This is a genomic window from Methanohalophilus euhalobius (assembly GCF_900215215.1).
Classification (GTDB): domain Archaea; phylum Halobacteriota; class Methanosarcinia; order Methanosarcinales; family Methanosarcinaceae; genus Methanohalophilus; species Methanohalophilus euhalobius.
Map to the genome: position 1 here is coordinate 107,935 of NZ_OBDR01000004.1, position 14,915 is coordinate 122,849.

Annotated in this window: 14 protein-coding genes, 1 tRNA gene and 1 pseudogene; 13 read left to right on the forward strand and 3 right to left on the reverse strand. The window is 42.7% G+C overall.

Annotated elements, in window-relative coordinates; genetic code table 11:
* Positions 1 to 140: 140 nt before the first annotated feature.
* Positions 141 to 485, forward strand: a complete 345-nt coding sequence (locus tag CP947_RS05645) for a DUF555 domain-containing protein (protein ID WP_096712259.1) — start codon at positions 141 to 143, stop codon at positions 483 to 485.
* 13 nt (positions 486 to 498) lie between these two features.
* Complete coding sequence (locus CP947_RS05650; RefSeq protein WP_096712260.1) at positions 499 to 1,392, forward strand: carbohydrate kinase family protein; 894 nt, start codon at positions 499 to 501, stop codon at positions 1,390 to 1,392.
* A gap of 16 nt (positions 1,393 to 1,408) precedes the next feature.
* Here the strand turns inward: CP947_RS05650 and ppdK are convergent, their stop codons facing one another.
* Positions 1,409 to 4,066: a pyruvate, phosphate dikinase gene (gene ppdK / locus CP947_RS05655; RefSeq protein WP_172425454.1), complete on the reverse strand. Its 2,658-nt coding sequence runs from the start codon at positions 4,064 to 4,066 to the stop codon at positions 1,409 to 1,411.
* Between the two features lie 275 nt (positions 4,067 to 4,341).
* Here ppdK and CP947_RS05660 point away from each other — a divergent pair, with 275 nt between their 5' ends.
* The 5 genes from CP947_RS05660 to CP947_RS05680 all read left to right on the forward strand — a co-directional run bounded on the left by CP947_RS05660 (position 4,342) and on the right by CP947_RS05680 (position 7,458).
* Entirely contained in the window at positions 4,342 to 4,602 is a 261-nt protein-coding gene (locus CP947_RS05660) for an H/ACA ribonucleoprotein complex subunit GAR1 (protein WP_164909040.1), read from the forward strand.
* Between the two features lie 47 nt (positions 4,603 to 4,649).
* Positions 4,650 to 5,663 (forward strand): transcription initiation factor IIB, encoded by a 1,014-nt coding sequence (locus CP947_RS05665; protein ID WP_072359502.1) that lies wholly within the window; start codon positions 4,650 to 4,652, stop codon positions 5,661 to 5,663.
* A 49-nt stretch (positions 5,664 to 5,712) separates the two neighbouring features.
* Positions 5,713 to 6,324, forward strand: coding sequence for a LysE family transporter (locus CP947_RS05670; protein ID WP_096712286.1), 612 nt, complete (start codon positions 5,713 to 5,715; stop codon positions 6,322 to 6,324).
* A 4-nt stretch (positions 6,325 to 6,328) separates the two neighbouring features.
* Positions 6,329 to 7,324 (forward strand): class I SAM-dependent methyltransferase, encoded by a 996-nt coding sequence (locus CP947_RS05675; RefSeq protein ID WP_096712263.1) that lies wholly within the window; start codon positions 6,329 to 6,331, stop codon positions 7,322 to 7,324.
* A 62-nt stretch (positions 7,325 to 7,386) separates the two neighbouring features.
* Positions 7,387 to 7,458: transfer RNA gene (locus CP947_RS05680), tRNA-Thr, on the forward strand.
* 250 nt (positions 7,459 to 7,708) lie between these two features.
* Here CP947_RS05680 and CP947_RS05685 read toward each other — a convergent pair.
* Together CP947_RS05685 and CP947_RS10290 are read right to left on the reverse strand one after the other, a co-directional pair.
* Complete coding sequence (locus CP947_RS05685; RefSeq protein WP_096712264.1) at positions 7,709 to 8,785, reverse strand: uroporphyrinogen decarboxylase family protein; 1,077 nt, start codon at positions 8,783 to 8,785, stop codon at positions 7,709 to 7,711.
* 42 nt (positions 8,786 to 8,827) lie between these two features.
* Positions 8,828 to 8,989 (reverse strand): annotated as a pseudogene (locus CP947_RS10290) (IS5 family transposase); the annotation flags it as partial.
* 224 nt (positions 8,990 to 9,213) lie between these two features.
* On the opposite strand from CP947_RS10290, the gene CP947_RS05690 reads away from it, so the two are divergent.
* The 6 genes from CP947_RS05690 (at position 9,214) to CP947_RS05715 (ending at position 14,913) form a co-directional block, all read left to right on the forward strand.
* Positions 9,214 to 9,405 (forward strand): uroporphyrinogen decarboxylase family protein, encoded by a 192-nt coding sequence (locus tag CP947_RS05690; RefSeq protein ID WP_279387841.1) that lies wholly within the window; start codon positions 9,214 to 9,216, stop codon positions 9,403 to 9,405.
* Between the two features lie 103 nt (positions 9,406 to 9,508).
* Positions 9,509 to 10,354: a DMT family transporter gene (locus CP947_RS05695; RefSeq protein WP_096712265.1), complete on the forward strand. Its 846-nt coding sequence runs from the start codon at positions 9,509 to 9,511 to the stop codon at positions 10,352 to 10,354.
* Between the two features lie 51 nt (positions 10,355 to 10,405).
* On the forward strand, positions 10,406 to 10,822 hold the full coding sequence (locus tag CP947_RS05700; RefSeq protein ID WP_241645947.1) for a PH domain-containing protein: 417 nt from the start codon (positions 10,406 to 10,408) through the stop codon (positions 10,820 to 10,822).
* 209 nt (positions 10,823 to 11,031) lie between these two features.
* Positions 11,032 to 12,564 (forward strand): class I SAM-dependent DNA methyltransferase, encoded by a 1,533-nt coding sequence (locus tag CP947_RS05705; RefSeq protein ID WP_096712267.1) that lies wholly within the window; start codon positions 11,032 to 11,034, stop codon positions 12,562 to 12,564.
* A gap of 106 nt (positions 12,565 to 12,670) precedes the next feature.
* Positions 12,671 to 13,729 carry a hypothetical protein gene (locus CP947_RS05710; RefSeq protein ID WP_096712268.1) on the forward strand — a complete coding sequence of 353 codons (1,059 nt, stop codon included), beginning with the start codon at positions 12,671 to 12,673 and terminating at the stop codon, positions 13,727 to 13,729.
* Positions 13,726 to 14,913, forward strand: a complete 1,188-nt coding sequence (locus CP947_RS05715) for a restriction endonuclease subunit S (protein WP_096712269.1) — start codon at positions 13,726 to 13,728, stop codon at positions 14,911 to 14,913. The genes CP947_RS05710 and CP947_RS05715 overlap by 4 nt, the downstream gene beginning before the upstream one ends.
* Positions 14,914 to 14,915: the final 2 nt, after the last annotated feature.

Sequence of the window (14,915 nt, forward strand, 5' to 3'; positions counted from 1 at the left end):
TCGGTTTAAGCAGAGAATTAATATAAGTGAAACGAATATGACTGAGTTTATTGCTTAATATACTATTTGTGCTTATTAGTTTTGATGGCGATGTTTTAATTTGAGAGAATGTAGAAGTTTTAAACCTGGAGACGAAAAGTATGCCGAGTTATCATGTAACCCTTGAAGCCGCCTGGTTGGTAAGGGATGTGAAAAGCGCAGATGATGCCATTGGTGTAGCAATTGCTGAAGCCGGAAAGAGGCTCAATCCCAAACTTGATTTTGTTGAAGTTGATGTGGGTTCTACTTTCTGTCCTGCCTGTAATGAACCTTTTAGTAGTGTTTTCATAGCAGCAAATACCGGTATAGTCGGCCTTATCCTGGAAATGAAAGTTTTTGATGCTGAAAGTGACGAACATGCTTCCCGTATTGCCAAATCGGTCATCGGAAGGACCTTGAGGGATGTACCTCTTACTGTAATAGATGTCGAAGAATTTGTCAGATGAAGTGGGAGGTCTAATGTCGGGACCCATGGATGTTGTAGGACATGCGGCATTGGATTATCTATTTGAAGTAGAACATATCGCTTCACCCAATGAATCCTATCCGATAACAAGCTACGAAGTGCTTTTCGGAGGGGGTGGTTCCAATATTGCCGCAGCAATGGCGCAGTTGGGCGGTAATTCCCGTCTGGTTGCTGCTGTAGGGGATGATTTTTCCACAAGCGGCTATGAGCAACATCTGGATAATCTGGGTGTTGATCTTTCTCTCCTTTATCATATAGAAGGTGAGGAAAGTACCAAAGCTTTTGTCTATACTGACCCAAATCATAACCAATCATCCTACTTTTACTGGGGTTCATCTTCAAAGTTGTCGGATATGGAAACTCCAGCGCTGGATTTTGTCCATCTGGCACCTTCTGAGGCAAGTTTCAGTGCCCGGGTGGCTCAGAACTCAGAGTTTGTTTCTTTTGATCCGGGTCAGGACCTTGTTACTTACTCAAAAGAGCATCTGATTACGATACTGGATAATACGGATATTCTCTTTGCCAATATCCATGAGCTCAAGCGTGTAAAAGAGATGACGGGAAGGTCTTTTGATGATCTGAAGCAATCCATTTCAACTATTGTAGTTACCTGTGATTCCAGTGGAAGTAAGATTTATCATAAAAATAAAAAGATCGATATTCCTGTCGTGGCCGTAAAAGCTGTGGATCCCACCGGGGCGGGAGATGGTTACAGAGCGGGATTCCTTTTGGCTTTCAGGAAAGGCCTACCCTTTGAGGTATGTGGCAAAATAGGTTCAACAGTTGCTTCATTTGAAGTGGAATGTGTTGGATGCCAGACCAATCTGCCAACATGGGGTGCTATGAAAAAAAGATATGAAGAGAACTTTGGAGCATTGCCCCTCTGATCTCTTCTTTTTTGTTTTACTTATTTTTGTTTTCGATCACGGCCTGGGCTGCTGCCAGTCTTGCAATGGGAACGCGGAATGGTGAGCAACTTACATAATTGAGTCCTACGTTATGGCCATATTTTACAGAAGCCGGTTCTCCGCCGTGTTCCCCACAAATACCTATTTTGAGTTTACTATTTGTGTTTCTTCCTTTCTCAATACCGATCTTGACAAGCTCTCCGACCCCTTCCTGATCAAGTACTGCGAATGGGTCCTGCTCCAGTATATTGTTCTCTATATAGGATGGGAGGAACTTACCTGCATCATCTCTGCTGAAACCGAAGGTTGTCTGGGTAAGATCATTAGTACCAAAGGAGAAGAATTCGGCCTCTTCAGCGATACGGTCTGCAGTAAGGGCTGCTCTTGGTAATTCTATCATGGTTCCAACCAGATAATCAATGGTTGAACCGTTACAATCCATTACTTCCTGTGCAGCCGATTTCACTGTTTCCTTGATTACCTTGAGTTCATTGACATGGCTGACCAGTGGGATCATTATTTCAGGTACAATTTCAAGTCCTTCCTTTTTCAGGTCACATGCTGCTTCAATAATAGCTTTGACCTGCATCTCGTACACTTCCGGATAAGTAATGCCAAGACGGCATCCACGGTGGCCAAGCATCGGATTGACTTCTTTGAGTGATTCTACTCCACCTATCAGTCTGTTTACTTCAGCTATCTCTGATTGTTTGGCGCCTTTATTTTTCAGTTCGCGTAGTTTTTCCGTGAGTTCCTCATGGTTGGGCAGAAACTCGTGAAGTGGAGGGTCAAGCAATCTGATTGTAACAGGATAGCCTTCCATTGCACGGAATATGCCGGTAAAGTCTTCCTTTTGCATGGGAAGCAATTTTTCAAGTGCCTTTTTCCTTTCCTGACTGCTTTCTGCCATTATCATTTCACGAACAACAGGGATTCTTTCCTCGCCAAAAAACATATGCTCTGTACGGCAAAGGCCAATCCCTTCAGCTCCGAATTCCCTTGCGACTGTTGCATCATGAGGAGTATCGGCATTGGATCTGATATTTATGGATCTGATCTTGTCAGCCCATCTCAGAATGGTATCAAGTTCACCACTCAGTTCAGGGGAAATGAGTTTGACTTCTCCCAGTATGACTTCTCCTGTACTGCCGTCGATGGTTACATAGTCTCCTTTTTTTACAGTAACCTTCCCGTTGGTGAATTCTTTTTTGTCCATATCGATTGTAATTTCGCCACAACCAGCAACACATGGTTTACCCATTCCTCTGGCAACAACTGCTGCGTGGGATGTCATTCCTCCACGAACAGTAAGTACACCTTCAGAAGCTGCCATTCCTCCGATATCCTCCGGTGAGGTTTCGGTACGTACAAGAATAGTCTGTTTTCCTTCCTTGGATTTTTCTTCGGCTTCCTCTGCTGTGAATACAACCTTTCCGACTGCTGCACCTGGGGATGCCGGTAATCCTGTAGCAATTACATCGAGGTTTGCATCAGGATCTATCATTGGATGGAGGACTTTATCAATCTGTGAAGCTTCTATACGTGATACTGCGATTTCTTTATCAATGAGGCCTTCTTTTTCCATATCCACGGCTATTTTGATAGCTGCTTTTGCAGTCCGTTTACCGGTTCTTGTCTGGAGCATGTAAAGGTTACCTTCCTGGATGGTAAACTCAATGTCCTGCATGTCCCGGAAATGATTCTCCAGTTTCCTGTAGATCTCCACCAGTTTATCATAGACCTCAGGCATGCTGTCCTGGAGTGCTTCGATGGGTTGTGGGGTGCGTATTCCTGCAACTACGTCTTCTCCCTGGGCATTTGTGAGGAATTCGCCAAAGAAGCATTTTTCACCGGTAGCAGGGTCACGTGTGAATGCCACACCTGTTCCGGATTTTTCACCCATGTTTCCATAAACCATGCTCTGTACGTTTACAGCAGTACCCCAATTGTCAGGTATATTATTCAGGCGGCGGTATTTTATTGCTCTCTGGTTGTTCCAGGAATTGAATACAGCATCGATAGCCATCTGGAGTTGTTTTCTGGGATCCTGTGGAAACTCTTTCCCTGTATTGTCCTTTATTATTGCTTTGAATTTTTCGACCAGGTATTTGAGAGAATCCGTGTCCAGTTCGGTATCCAGTTCTACATCCAGCTCTTTTTTCCGGGATTCTATTACCTTTTCAAAATTTTCAGTAGGTATTCCAAGTACAACATCTGCGAACATTGTCAGGAATCTTCTGTAACTGTCATAAGCAAAACGCTCGTTAGATGTCTTTTTTGCAAGTCCTGTGACAGTTCTGTCGTTTAGGCCGAGATTGAGAACAGTATCCATCATTCCAGGCATTGAAACCCGTGCTCCGGAGCGAACAGAAAGGAGAAGGGGATTGTCCGGATCACCAAATTGTTTGTTATTTGCTTTTTCGAGATTTTGTAAAGCCCGATCCACCTCATCAAGCATTCCGGATGGATATTGATTGTATTTCGTATAGAACACACACACTTCGGTGGTAATTGTAAAGCCTGGAGGTACCGGAATACCCAGGTTTGCCATTTCGGCAAGGTTTGCGCCTTTACCACCCAGCAAATCTTTCATGCTGTTTTTTCCTTCGGTTTTATTATTTCCAAAAAAATAAACAAATTTTTCATCTGCCACTAACTTTCCTCCCATGGAAATATAGATTCTTGATTATATGTAGGGTCCTGTTTGTTAGTAGATGACACAATAGTTCATTTTATATTAAGGTTTAACGATGCATCATATTTTGAAGCAAAAATGAAATAATTCCAGGTGTATTAATTTTGTTTAAATCCTTATTTTGTGCCCGGGAATGGCATAGATTCCTATTAAAGGTATTGCGATACATTTATATATAATCAATTTAATCTAATTTATACATCCAAATTATCTTATATTATGGAAAAATGCATATGAAAAGGCTTGGAGTAGTGTCCCACCTGATAGGTGGCAGGAAGCTTATAGTAAAAGGCTCCGAAAGCATGTCTTTCTGTAATATAAAGGATTTGCCCAGGAAAGGGTCGGCAGTTCTGGACAAGAAGGTCGCAAAAATTGGCAAAGTTTCCGATATAATAGGTCCGACCGCCCATCCTTATGTTGTAGTCAAAATTTTTAGTGACGTGCCGGATTCGAAGATAAAAAGCTGGATTCGGGAAAAAGTGTATGTCAAATAATAAATGTTTACATTTTTATTCCGTGATTTTAATCAGAGGTCCAATACATGGTAGAAGTTGAAAGGGTAAGGTATTCAGACACTTCCGAACGAGAAAAAATGCGTGCTATGATAAAAGCACGTCGGGAGAAGGAAAAGAATACTGATGTAGAGAATAAGGCACTGGAGTGCCCTGAATGTGGTAGCCGCAATCTTGAACAGGATTACGAACGTGCAGAGCTTGTATGTGCGGATTGTGGTTTAGTAGTCGATGCTGATTTTGTAGATGAGGGACCTGAGTGGCGGGCTTTTGACCATGACCAGAGGATGAAGCGCTCCCGTGTGGGTGCGCCGATGACCTACACGATACATGATAAGGGTCTCTCCACAATGATCGATTGGAGGAACCGTGATTCTTATGGAAAGTCCATATCATCCAAGAATCGTGCCCAACTGTATCGTTTGAGAAAATGGCAGAGGCGTATCCGTGTAAGCAATGCAACTGAACGAAACCTGGCATTTGCTCTTTCAGAACTTGACAGGATGGCCTCAGCCCTTGGTCTCCCCAGGACGGTTCGTGAAACAGCAGCTGTTGTTTACAGAAAAGCGGTTGACAAGAACCTGATTCGTGGTCGCAGTATTGAAGGTGTTGCCGCAGCTGCTCTGTATGCGGCATGCAGGCAGTGCAGTGTTCCAAGGACACTGGATGAGATAGGAGAAGTATCCAGGGTCAGCAGGAAAGAAATTGGTAGGACATACCGTTTCATTTCAAGGGAATTGTCCCTCAAACTAATGCCTACTTCCCCGATAGATTATGTGCCCAGGTTCTGTTCGGGCCTAAGCCTGAAAGGCGAGGTACAATCCCGCGGTGTAGAAATCCTGAGGCAGGCATCGGAGAAAGAATTAACAAGCGGACGTGGGCCTACAGGTGTTGCTGCTGCGGCTATTTATATTGCCTCTATCCTGTGTGGGGAACGCCGCACACAGCGTGAGGTTGCAGACGTGGCAGGTGTGACAGAGGTTACTATCCGTAACCGCTACAAGGAACTTGCAGAGGAACTCGATATCGAGATTATCCTCTGATTTTGAAGGATACCTTTTAATATCCTTCAACTTCTTTTCTTCCCTATCCATGCTTGCAATACTGGACATGCTGCTTGTGGGATTCGCAGTAGGTCTTACAGGAGCGCTTGTGCCAGGCCCGATGCTTTTTGCCACCATTGAAGGGTCTTTGAAAAAAGGATGGAGGGCAGGGCCTGAAGTTGTCCTTGGCCATGCTTTGATTGAACTTTTAATTTGTATTCTTATTGTGCTGGGCCTTACATCGCTTATAGGGGATGCGGAAATGTCCGTTATATCCTTTGTAGGGGGTATGGTTCTTGTTGTATTTGGTTTACTTACGATAATACAGTCCCGGAATACATCTATTGATTCAGGGTTATCTGGTGGAGTTCTGGCAAACCCTGTTTCTGCAGGTCTACTAACTTCAGCTTCCAATCCTTATTTCTGGGTATGGTGGCTGGCTGCAGGAAGTGCACTTGTGCTCAAGGGGTTGGAGATAGGTATATTTGCTGCTGTGATGTTTGTAGTCGGACACTGGATGGCTGACCTTGGATGGTTTACCTTTGTTTCCACATCTCTTAGCAAGACGAGAAGTTTCTTTTCGGGAACTGTATATAGGAGTGTCCTTGCATGTTGCGGCCTTTTCCTGATGGGATTTGGTACCTGGTTTGCCCTGGGGTGATTTGATGGAACGTTTGTGTGTAAAAGTGAAAAAACGGTTTGGTGAGCCTGTCAGGCAGGCACTGGCGGAGATGGATTTACTGGATAATTCATACAGGCTGTCTGCGGATGATGACTGTCTGTATGTGCCTGTTATGGACGAGTGTCCGGAAGATGTCTGTTCAAATCTTCCCCACGTGGCAGAACTGGTCAAACATGACCTGCAACCCAATAAGAAACAGATCACTCCCGAAAATTTACTTGGTTTTTCTCCCTCTTTTGAAATAGTGGGGGATATTGCAATTCTTGACGGCGATGAAGAGGAACCTGAAAAGGTTGCCCAGGCCCTTCTGGAATTTCGAAAGAGTCTGCGTGTGGTTTTACAGGAAAAAGCAGGGATCACAGGAGAATTTCGGGTACGCAGTTTCAGACTGGTTGCAGGAGAAGACAGGACCGAGACGGTTCACCGGGATCATGGATACAGGTATCTGGTGGATGTCGCGAAGGTTTATTTCACTCCCAGGCTTTCCACAGAAAGACAACGGGTGGTTTTGCAGTTGAAATCGGATGATGTAGTTGTGGATATGTTTGCAGGGGTGGGTCCATACAGTATCCCGGCGGCCAAAAAATGTGGTTATGTGTATGCAATTGATAAAAATCCGCACGCAGTTGAGTACCTGCAAAAAAACATCGAACTCAACCGCCTGGATAATGTTGAAGCCTTTGTGGCAGACGCCCGTGACCTTCCGCAGAGGCTGGGTCAGGTAGCAGATCATGTGATCATGAACCTGCCCCATAATGCCTGTGATTTTGTCAATGAGGCCGTGGCCCTGACCAAACCCGGAGGTATAATCCATTATTATGCAATGGCGCATGAGGATGCCCTTTTTGGTCCCTCTCTTTGCCTGATCGAGGAGGCTGCAAAAAAAGCAGACAGGGAATTTGAAGTACTGGAAACCCGCTCGGTCCGTTCGTATGCCCCGCATCAGTACAATATATGTATCGATGTGCGGATTGATTGATATGCAGGCAAAATAGCGAAATGGTTAAATCCTAATATCCGTATCTGGATACGCCTCGGTGTGCCGTCGTGGCTTAGTGGTATAGCGGCTGATTCGTAATCAGCAGGCCGGGGGTTCGAATCCCCCCGACGGCTTATTATCCCGAGGTAAAAATCCCTTAGTTTTAGAATTGATTTTTATTCTATAGATTCAGAACAATAGTTTTGTAAACCTGTCAGAAACAGAATATGGCACTCCTGCAATTGTTGAAGGGACTCAAATTGTGGTGGAAAACAGGTTAATGGAGAAAAAGAGGGTCAAAATTTACAGATATTTTGGAAAATTAACGTTCACCGAAATACTCGTTAATTAGAACTGTCGTCTGTAGTAATTTTCGACAGAGGTTTAGCTGTATTTCCCATACATATCAGCTGCATCTATCATTGCCATTAATTTTTTGGGAGGAGCATCTACTGGGAACTCACAACCTGGTGCCAGCATATAACCAGACGGTGAGTTCATTCCTTCAGCTATGTTTTCCCTGCAAATTTCCAGCAGGTCTTCATAAGACTCTGTGAGGAACAAGGAAGGTTGAATATTACCACAAATTACATCATAATCCCCAAAGGCTTTTACCTGATCCTTTACCGGTGTTTCAGGACCAAATAACCAGACATATTTCCCGGACCAACCAAGTTCTTCCCGCATTTTGACATAATAAGGAATGTTTTTATTTTGATCAGAACACGGATGCATAAGCACAGATTTTACTCCAATATCTTTCATATGCGTATGAATCCGTTTCATATACGGATAGGCAAATTCTCCAAACATATCTGGTGATATCATTGTATTGGATTCAGATGGCCCACCGTCAAAGGGAAGCAAATTTTCCGCGCCATACTTGTCCGCAAAAAAATCTAACGCATTGATGAACATCTCTGTTACTTTTCCGAGTAATTCGTGTGTAGCCTCGGGTTCCATCACTGTCCAAATTATAAATTCAGATGTGTCTGCAACTACTGATGCAGTGGTAAACACACTTCCGAGCTGTATTGAAACCGGCATACCGAGTTCGGCACTTCTGGCAGCTACCTTATCTGCTTCCTTATATGCACCGGGAAGTTCATCCTTAAAATCGGGTACAGTTAATTTTTCAATATCCTCTATATCTTTTACGGGATGTTCGACTACAAAGGGTGCTCCCTGTCCCTTGCCATAAGGAAAACCAATTTTTCCCCCAAATTCCCAGGCACCGCACGAAGCATAACCATACATAGGAGTTGCCTCATAGCCATGCAGCCTCATCGAAGTAAATTGCGCATCGAAACATTTGTCTCCGTCAGCATAAAAATCCCCAAGGGATACCCCCGTAATTTTTGAAGTATATCCCAAAGCGAAGGGATTTACAGGAACACGATCGGGTTTCTCCCCGGCCATTACAGATGCCATACGCTCTGCTGATGTCATTTTCTTTTCCATATCTATTCCCCCTATAATTCTATTAAATGTATATTTGCAAACCTATAAGAGTATTTCTATTGAAGGCTCTGTAGAAATCCCCCTTTGAATAATTACTGAAGTAGAGATGGACCTATTTATATTATGAATTAATAACTTGAACTTGACCTCTTTGACCTGATTTCTGTATAATGTTGACCCGGGTACTTCACCATATTTCATTTTCTGTAATCTGATATATTCTGACAAGAATCTTCAGTTTGATTTTTTGAGCATATACATTTTCTTCTTTTTAACGTATGCGTCCGAACAAATCACTGAAAATCTTCATTCTGCTTCCCCTTCATCTCATAATCTTGCCTAAATCTTCCCCATAACCTGGCAAATTTGAAATTAACACAATTCCAACCAAATATACCTCACAAAATCGGTTCTAAAAAGCGTATAATATCAATCCGCCATTGTTCCTGAACAGTACATACGAGGAAGTTCTGGAACTCTGCAAGGAAAATATTGAAGAAGGTATTGATACGTCGGGTGGCTATATATTGGCTCCGGGTTGTGAATTCCCGTTGGATGCTCCACCTATAAAGGTTATGGCAATGATGGATGCCGCCGAAATGTATGGAAGTTACATATAATTTTTCCTTCTTTTTCTTATTTGATTTTGTAGCATTCTTAATAAGACCTTTATACTTGTCGGCGTTATTGTTTAGGATACACTATTAACTGTGGAGCAAACAAATGATTCCTGCTGAATTCCTAGTCGTGTTTTTTGGGCTTATTTCTGCCGCTTCCTGGGGAGCCGGTGACTTTAGCGGAGGATTTGCTTCAAAGAAGGCAAATGTCTATGCTGTGGTCCTGATTACCCAGGCAGTTGGCGTGTTTCTCCTTGCAGGTTCTGCATACTTACTCGGAGAGACGTTTCCGCCGTTTGATGGTATCATATGGGGAGTACTTGCAGGCATTTTCATCAGTATTGCTCTGCTGTCCCTTTACAAAGGCCTCTCCCTTGGTAAAATGGGCTTTGTTGCCCCTGTGTCAGCGGTTGTGGCTGCGGGTGTGCCGGTAATATATGCTACTATTTTTGAGGGTTTGCCGCAAGTCCATAAACTGCTGGGTTTTGTGGTTGCCCTGATTGCTGTATGGCTGATAGCCGCAGACAGTGACGGAATCAAAGTGCAGAAAAAAGACCTGTATCTGCCTCTTACAGCAGGTTTGGGTTTTGGTCTTTTTTTTATTATAATAGATCTTGTAAGTGAAACGGCGGTTTTGTGGCCCCTTACTGCTGCCAGAATTGCGGCTGTGGGGGTCTTGCTTGTGTTCATCGCCCTGTCCGGCCCGGTAGAGATGCCCGGGCGCAGTGTTTTGCCTGTAATCCTTGTGGCAGGAATTTTTGATACCGGGGGAAATGCCTTCTATGCTCTTGCTTCCCAGACCGGCAGGCTGGATATTGCATCAATCACCTCTTCCCTCTATCCTGCAGGCACAGTACTTTTGGCCTGGTTCATACTGAAGGAAAAACTTGCTCAGAAACAATGGATAGGAGTAGCAACTGCCCTGGTGGCTATTGTGCTGATTTCGATCTGACGGCAGGGTCCTGTGAACTTATTAGATAAGTTTATATCTGTATTAGTATATTTGCTATTACTGTTTATTAATAAAGAATGGAGTAGTGATCATATGGGATTTTCGGGTATTTTTGGTAATGCAGGTGTTGTTGAACCTGAGAAATTGGAATCGGATTATGGACAACTTATGTGTGACGGGGAAACAATAGAGATTGGTTTTGTTGTTATCCGGGATACGTTTATTTTCACAAATAAACGGTTAATTATTGTGGATGTTCAGGGCATGACGGGCAAGAAAAGAAGTTATCTGTCCATTCCCTATAGCAAAATCACAAAATACAGTATTGAGACATCAGGTCATTTCGATCTAGATGCAGAACTTAAGATATGGGTTGGCAGTGATCCCCAGCCAATTGAAAAGACCTTCAACAAGAAGGTGGACATATACGAGTTGCAGAAAGTACTGTCCACGCATGTGCTTGGCTGATTTTATCGGATTATGCTTTTTTATTTAGCAAGGCGGGCGATATGTTTGCCCGCTGGATTTTTCTTATTTTTTTTGGGGGATTTCCCTGTGTCTATTTATCGATGAAACAGGAGTTTAACTGTTTGTTGTTTTTGCAATAACTAATGCAATAAAATTATATGCATTGTATTATTTCCTCTATGTATTATCACAATTAATGAGAGATCACAATGGTCAGGGAATCAACGGGTGAGAATATCAATTTTGAGGAAAAGTTGTGGCAGACTGCAGATAAACTCCGGAATAATATGGATGCTGCGGAGTATAAGCATGTCGTGCTGGGTTTGATTTTCCTGAAGTATATTTCCGATGCTTTTGAGGAGAAGTACACTGAACTCAAAGAGGACGAATGGGCCGATCCCGAGGATCAGGATGAGTACCTGGCCGAGAATATTTTCTGGGTGCCGCCGGAAGCCCGCTGGGAGTACCTGCAGAACAATGCCAAGAGACCGATTATCGGCAGGCTTGTTGATGACGCGATGGCTGCGATTGAGAGGGATAATTCCACCCTGAAAGGTGTGCTGCCGAAGAATTATGCCCGGGAGGCCCTGGATAAGCAGCGACTCGGGGAGTTGATCGACCTGATCGGTACGATAGGATTGGGAGATCGGGAAAACCGCAGCAGGGATGTGCTGGGCAGGGTTTACGAGTATTTCCTGGGCAGGTTTGCGGATGCAGAGGGCAAGCGTGGCGGCCAGTTCTATACCCCGCGCAGTATTGTGAGGGTGCTGACCGAGATGATCGAGCCTTACCACGGCAGGGTGTACGATCCGTGCTGTGGTTCGGGCGGGATGTTTGTGCAGAGCGAGAAGTTCATTGAGGCCCACGGTGGCAGGGTTGATGATATAGCGGTGTACGGGCAGGAATCCAACCAGACGACCTGGCGGTTGTGCAAGATGAACCTGGCCATCAGGGGCATAGATGGTAATATCCAGTGGGGTGATTCCTTCCATGATGACCGCCACAGGGACCTGAAGGCGGATTTTATCCTGTCCAATCCGCCGTTTAATGATTCAGACTGGAAGGGCGACCAGCTGGCCGATGACAGCAGGTGGCAGTTTGGCAGGCCGCCGAAGGGGAATGCGAATTTTGCCTGGGTGCAGCACTACATCCACCACCTCTCCCCCACAGGCATTGCGGGTTTTGTGCTGGCCAACGGTTCTATGTCCTCAAATACCGCAGGCGAGGGAAAGATTCGCAAAAGTATCGTGGAGGCGGACCTGGTGGATTGCATGATAGCCCTGCCGGGCCAGTTGTTCTATAATACGGGCATCCCGGCCTGCCTGTGGTTTGTGACCCGTGACAAGCAGAATAACAAGTTCCGGGACCGCCGGGGCGAGGTGCTGTTCATCGATGCCCGGGAGATGGGTTTCTTGCGGGACCGCACCCACCGGGAACTCACGGATGAGGAGATTAAGCAAATCGCCGACACCTACCATGCCTGGCGCGGTGAGGATGTCGGATTTACGTATAAGGATGTCCCGGGCTTCTGCAAGTCCGCAAACATCGAGGAGATCGCAAAGCACGACCACATCCTGACCCCGGGCCGTTATGTGGGCTTTGCCGAGGAGGAAGAGGAGGATGAGCCCTTCGAGGAGAAGATGGAGCGGCTGACGACTCAATTGGCGGAGCAGTTCAGGGAGTCCCGGGAGTTGGAAGAGAGGATTAGGGAGAATTTGAAGGGGATTGGGTATGAGTTGTGAAGAATTTGCTAATTATCAAAGCATATTTCTAAAATATTTTTTGTAATTAGGTTTGATACATTGGGGGGTTTAATTTATAGTAAAAAATTTAATTCAAGAATATAATTTGAATACTGATTTTGATAATTCAACATTGAATATTGAGATATATGCTGATGAAATAATTTTACCTACAGATTTTAATAGTGAAACTAAAAATATTATTGGTATTGCGTGTTTATTTGTTCCATTATCTATAAAAGAAAAATTGTTTTCGGAATTAGTGAATAATCGATGTTTATTTGAAGAAAGTAATCAATGGTGTTGGAAGTATCAAGAATGCAGTTTTTCACAGATTAAAGGTGGTCAATGCAAAGAGGATTGGCATATACAAAATATGTGTGAGGTACATCACTCTGAATTAAGAAATAATAGTTCCCATTCTAAAAAATCCATTTCACGAAATTGGTTATATTATCTCATGTTTAATAACAAGAAAAACTTAAAACAAATATATTTCAACATACTATATGTCGATTTAAATAAATTACGTGTTAATTTGTTTGGTGACGAAAAAACACATGAAAATATATACAATAAATTTTTCAGAACAGTTTTGGATTATGGAATTAAATCATATTTCCCAAATAAGAGAGTTGTGGTAAAAAATGTATTTCACGATGAAGGGCATATGGTAAATCACCATTATTTTCCACATTTCAATTTAAAAAAATTGAATGTCAGTTTAGAAGATAATACATCCATCGAAAACACATCAATTCAATTCATTGATTCGGATCATCGAAAATATTTGAAAAATGAGTATGAATCAGTGAAAGCAAGCCATTTTGTACAATTGATCGATTTAATTTTGGGAGCTATAAGTCAAAATATTTTTTATCTTTCCAATGATTCATTTAAAAAAGAAATAGCTATGATCATTAGACCTTTAGTAGAAAGATTGTTAAAGAATCCGTATAATATAAACAGTTCTTATAATTATTGCAAATGTCAGCATATTAGTTTTTTCCCAGAACATTCAATAGATGAAGCTGAAAATATTCTCACTAATTTGAGTTACAAAGAAATACGATCTATTAACAGGAACAATTTCTATTCTAATAGAAAAATAGAGATGCCTCCGTATAATCCGCATCAAAAAACATTGGATATGTGGTCTAAATGAAATATATGTCAAGACATGATTTTCAATCAATTATTCCAGAAGGTTTCCATGAAATAAATTTGGGAGATTTAATTACATTTCAAAGAGGCCATGATTTGCCCAAAAAGAAAAGAAAAAAGGGCAGTTATCCAGTTGTTGCTTCAAACGGTATAGTTGGATTTCATAATGAATTTAAAGTAAAGGGTCCTGGTGTTATTGTTGGTAGAAGTGGTAACATAGGTGAGCCTTATTATATAAACAAAAACTATTGGCCTTTGAATACTACTCTATATGTAAAAGAGTTCAAAAGTACAAGTCCTGAGTTTGTGTATTATTTCTTAAAATCCATAAATTTAGGTCGTTACAACTCGGGAAGTGCAGTACCAAGTTTAAATAGAAACTACATTCATCCACTAAAAATCAAAGTTCCCAAATCAATTACATATCAAAACAAAATTGCTTCACTACTCTCCACCCTCGACGACAAGATCGAACTCAACCGCCGGATGAATGCCACCCTCGAGCAGATCGCACAGGCCATCTTCAAGCAGTGGTTCATCGATTTCGAGTTTCCGGACGAGAACGGGCAGCCCTACAAATCCAGCGGCGGTGAGATGGTGGAGTCGGAGATGGGGGAGATTCCGCGAGGGTGGCGTGTCGGGAAACTGAAAGATATTTGTGAAATAAATATGGGTCAATCCCCTCCAGGTAAAACCTATAATGAAAATGGAGAAGGCACACCTTTCTATCAGGGGATTACTGATTTTGGTTTCCGCTTCCCTACAAGAAGGATATATTGTACAGAACCAAAGAAGTTTGCAGAAAAGAATGATGTGCTTCTAAGTGTACGTGCACCTGTGGGAAGTTTAAATATTTCAAATGAAAGATGTGCAATTGGAAGAGGTTTGGCAGCACTGAGATTGAAGGAAAATCATGGTAGTTTTCTCTATTATCTGCTTCTATCAACAAAACATAGATGGAGCATTTTTGAATCAGGTGGAACGGTTTTCAGTTCAATAAACAAATCAAATATTAGTGAGTTTGAATTGGTGATTCCTCCAGATGATTTAATTTCAAAATTTAATAACCTCATATTATCGAAAGATGAACAAATTTTTTATAGTACTGTTCAAAATAATTCTTTATCGCAAATCCGTGATTTTCTTCTCCCCAAACTAATATCTGGAAAAATTAGGCAGGTGTAATA

Excerpts from the sequence above, each read along its gene's own strand:
- CP947_RS05660 (WP_164909040.1), top strand. The coding sequence starts at position 4,342 with ATGAAAAGGCTTGGAGTAGTGTCCCACCTGATAGGTGGCAGGAAGCTT.
- CP947_RS05650 (WP_096712260.1), top strand. The coding sequence starts at position 499 with ATGTCGGGACCCATGGATGTTGTAGGACATGCGGCATTGGATTATCTA.
- CP947_RS05685 (WP_096712264.1), bottom strand. The coding sequence starts at position 8,785 with ATGGAAAAGAAAATGACATCAGCAGAGCGTATGGCATCTGTAATGGCC.
- CP947_RS05695 (WP_096712265.1), top strand. The coding sequence starts at position 9,509 with ATGATTCCTGCTGAATTCCTAGTCGTGTTTTTTGGGCTTATTTCTGCC.
- CP947_RS05645 (WP_096712259.1), top strand. The coding sequence starts at position 141 with ATGCCGAGTTATCATGTAACCCTTGAAGCCGCCTGGTTGGTAAGGGAT.
- CP947_RS05715 (WP_096712269.1), top strand. The coding sequence starts at position 13,726 with ATGAAATATATGTCAAGACATGATTTTCAATCAATTATTCCAGAAGGT.
- CP947_RS05675 (WP_096712263.1), top strand. The coding sequence starts at position 6,329 with ATGGAACGTTTGTGTGTAAAAGTGAAAAAACGGTTTGGTGAGCCTGTC.
- CP947_RS05705 (WP_096712267.1), top strand. The coding sequence starts at position 11,032 with ATGGTCAGGGAATCAACGGGTGAGAATATCAATTTTGAGGAAAAGTTG.
- CP947_RS05670 (WP_096712286.1), top strand. The coding sequence starts at position 5,713 with ATGCTTGCAATACTGGACATGCTGCTTGTGGGATTCGCAGTAGGTCTT.
- CP947_RS05665 (WP_072359502.1), top strand. The coding sequence starts at position 4,650 with ATGGTAGAAGTTGAAAGGGTAAGGTATTCAGACACTTCCGAACGAGAA.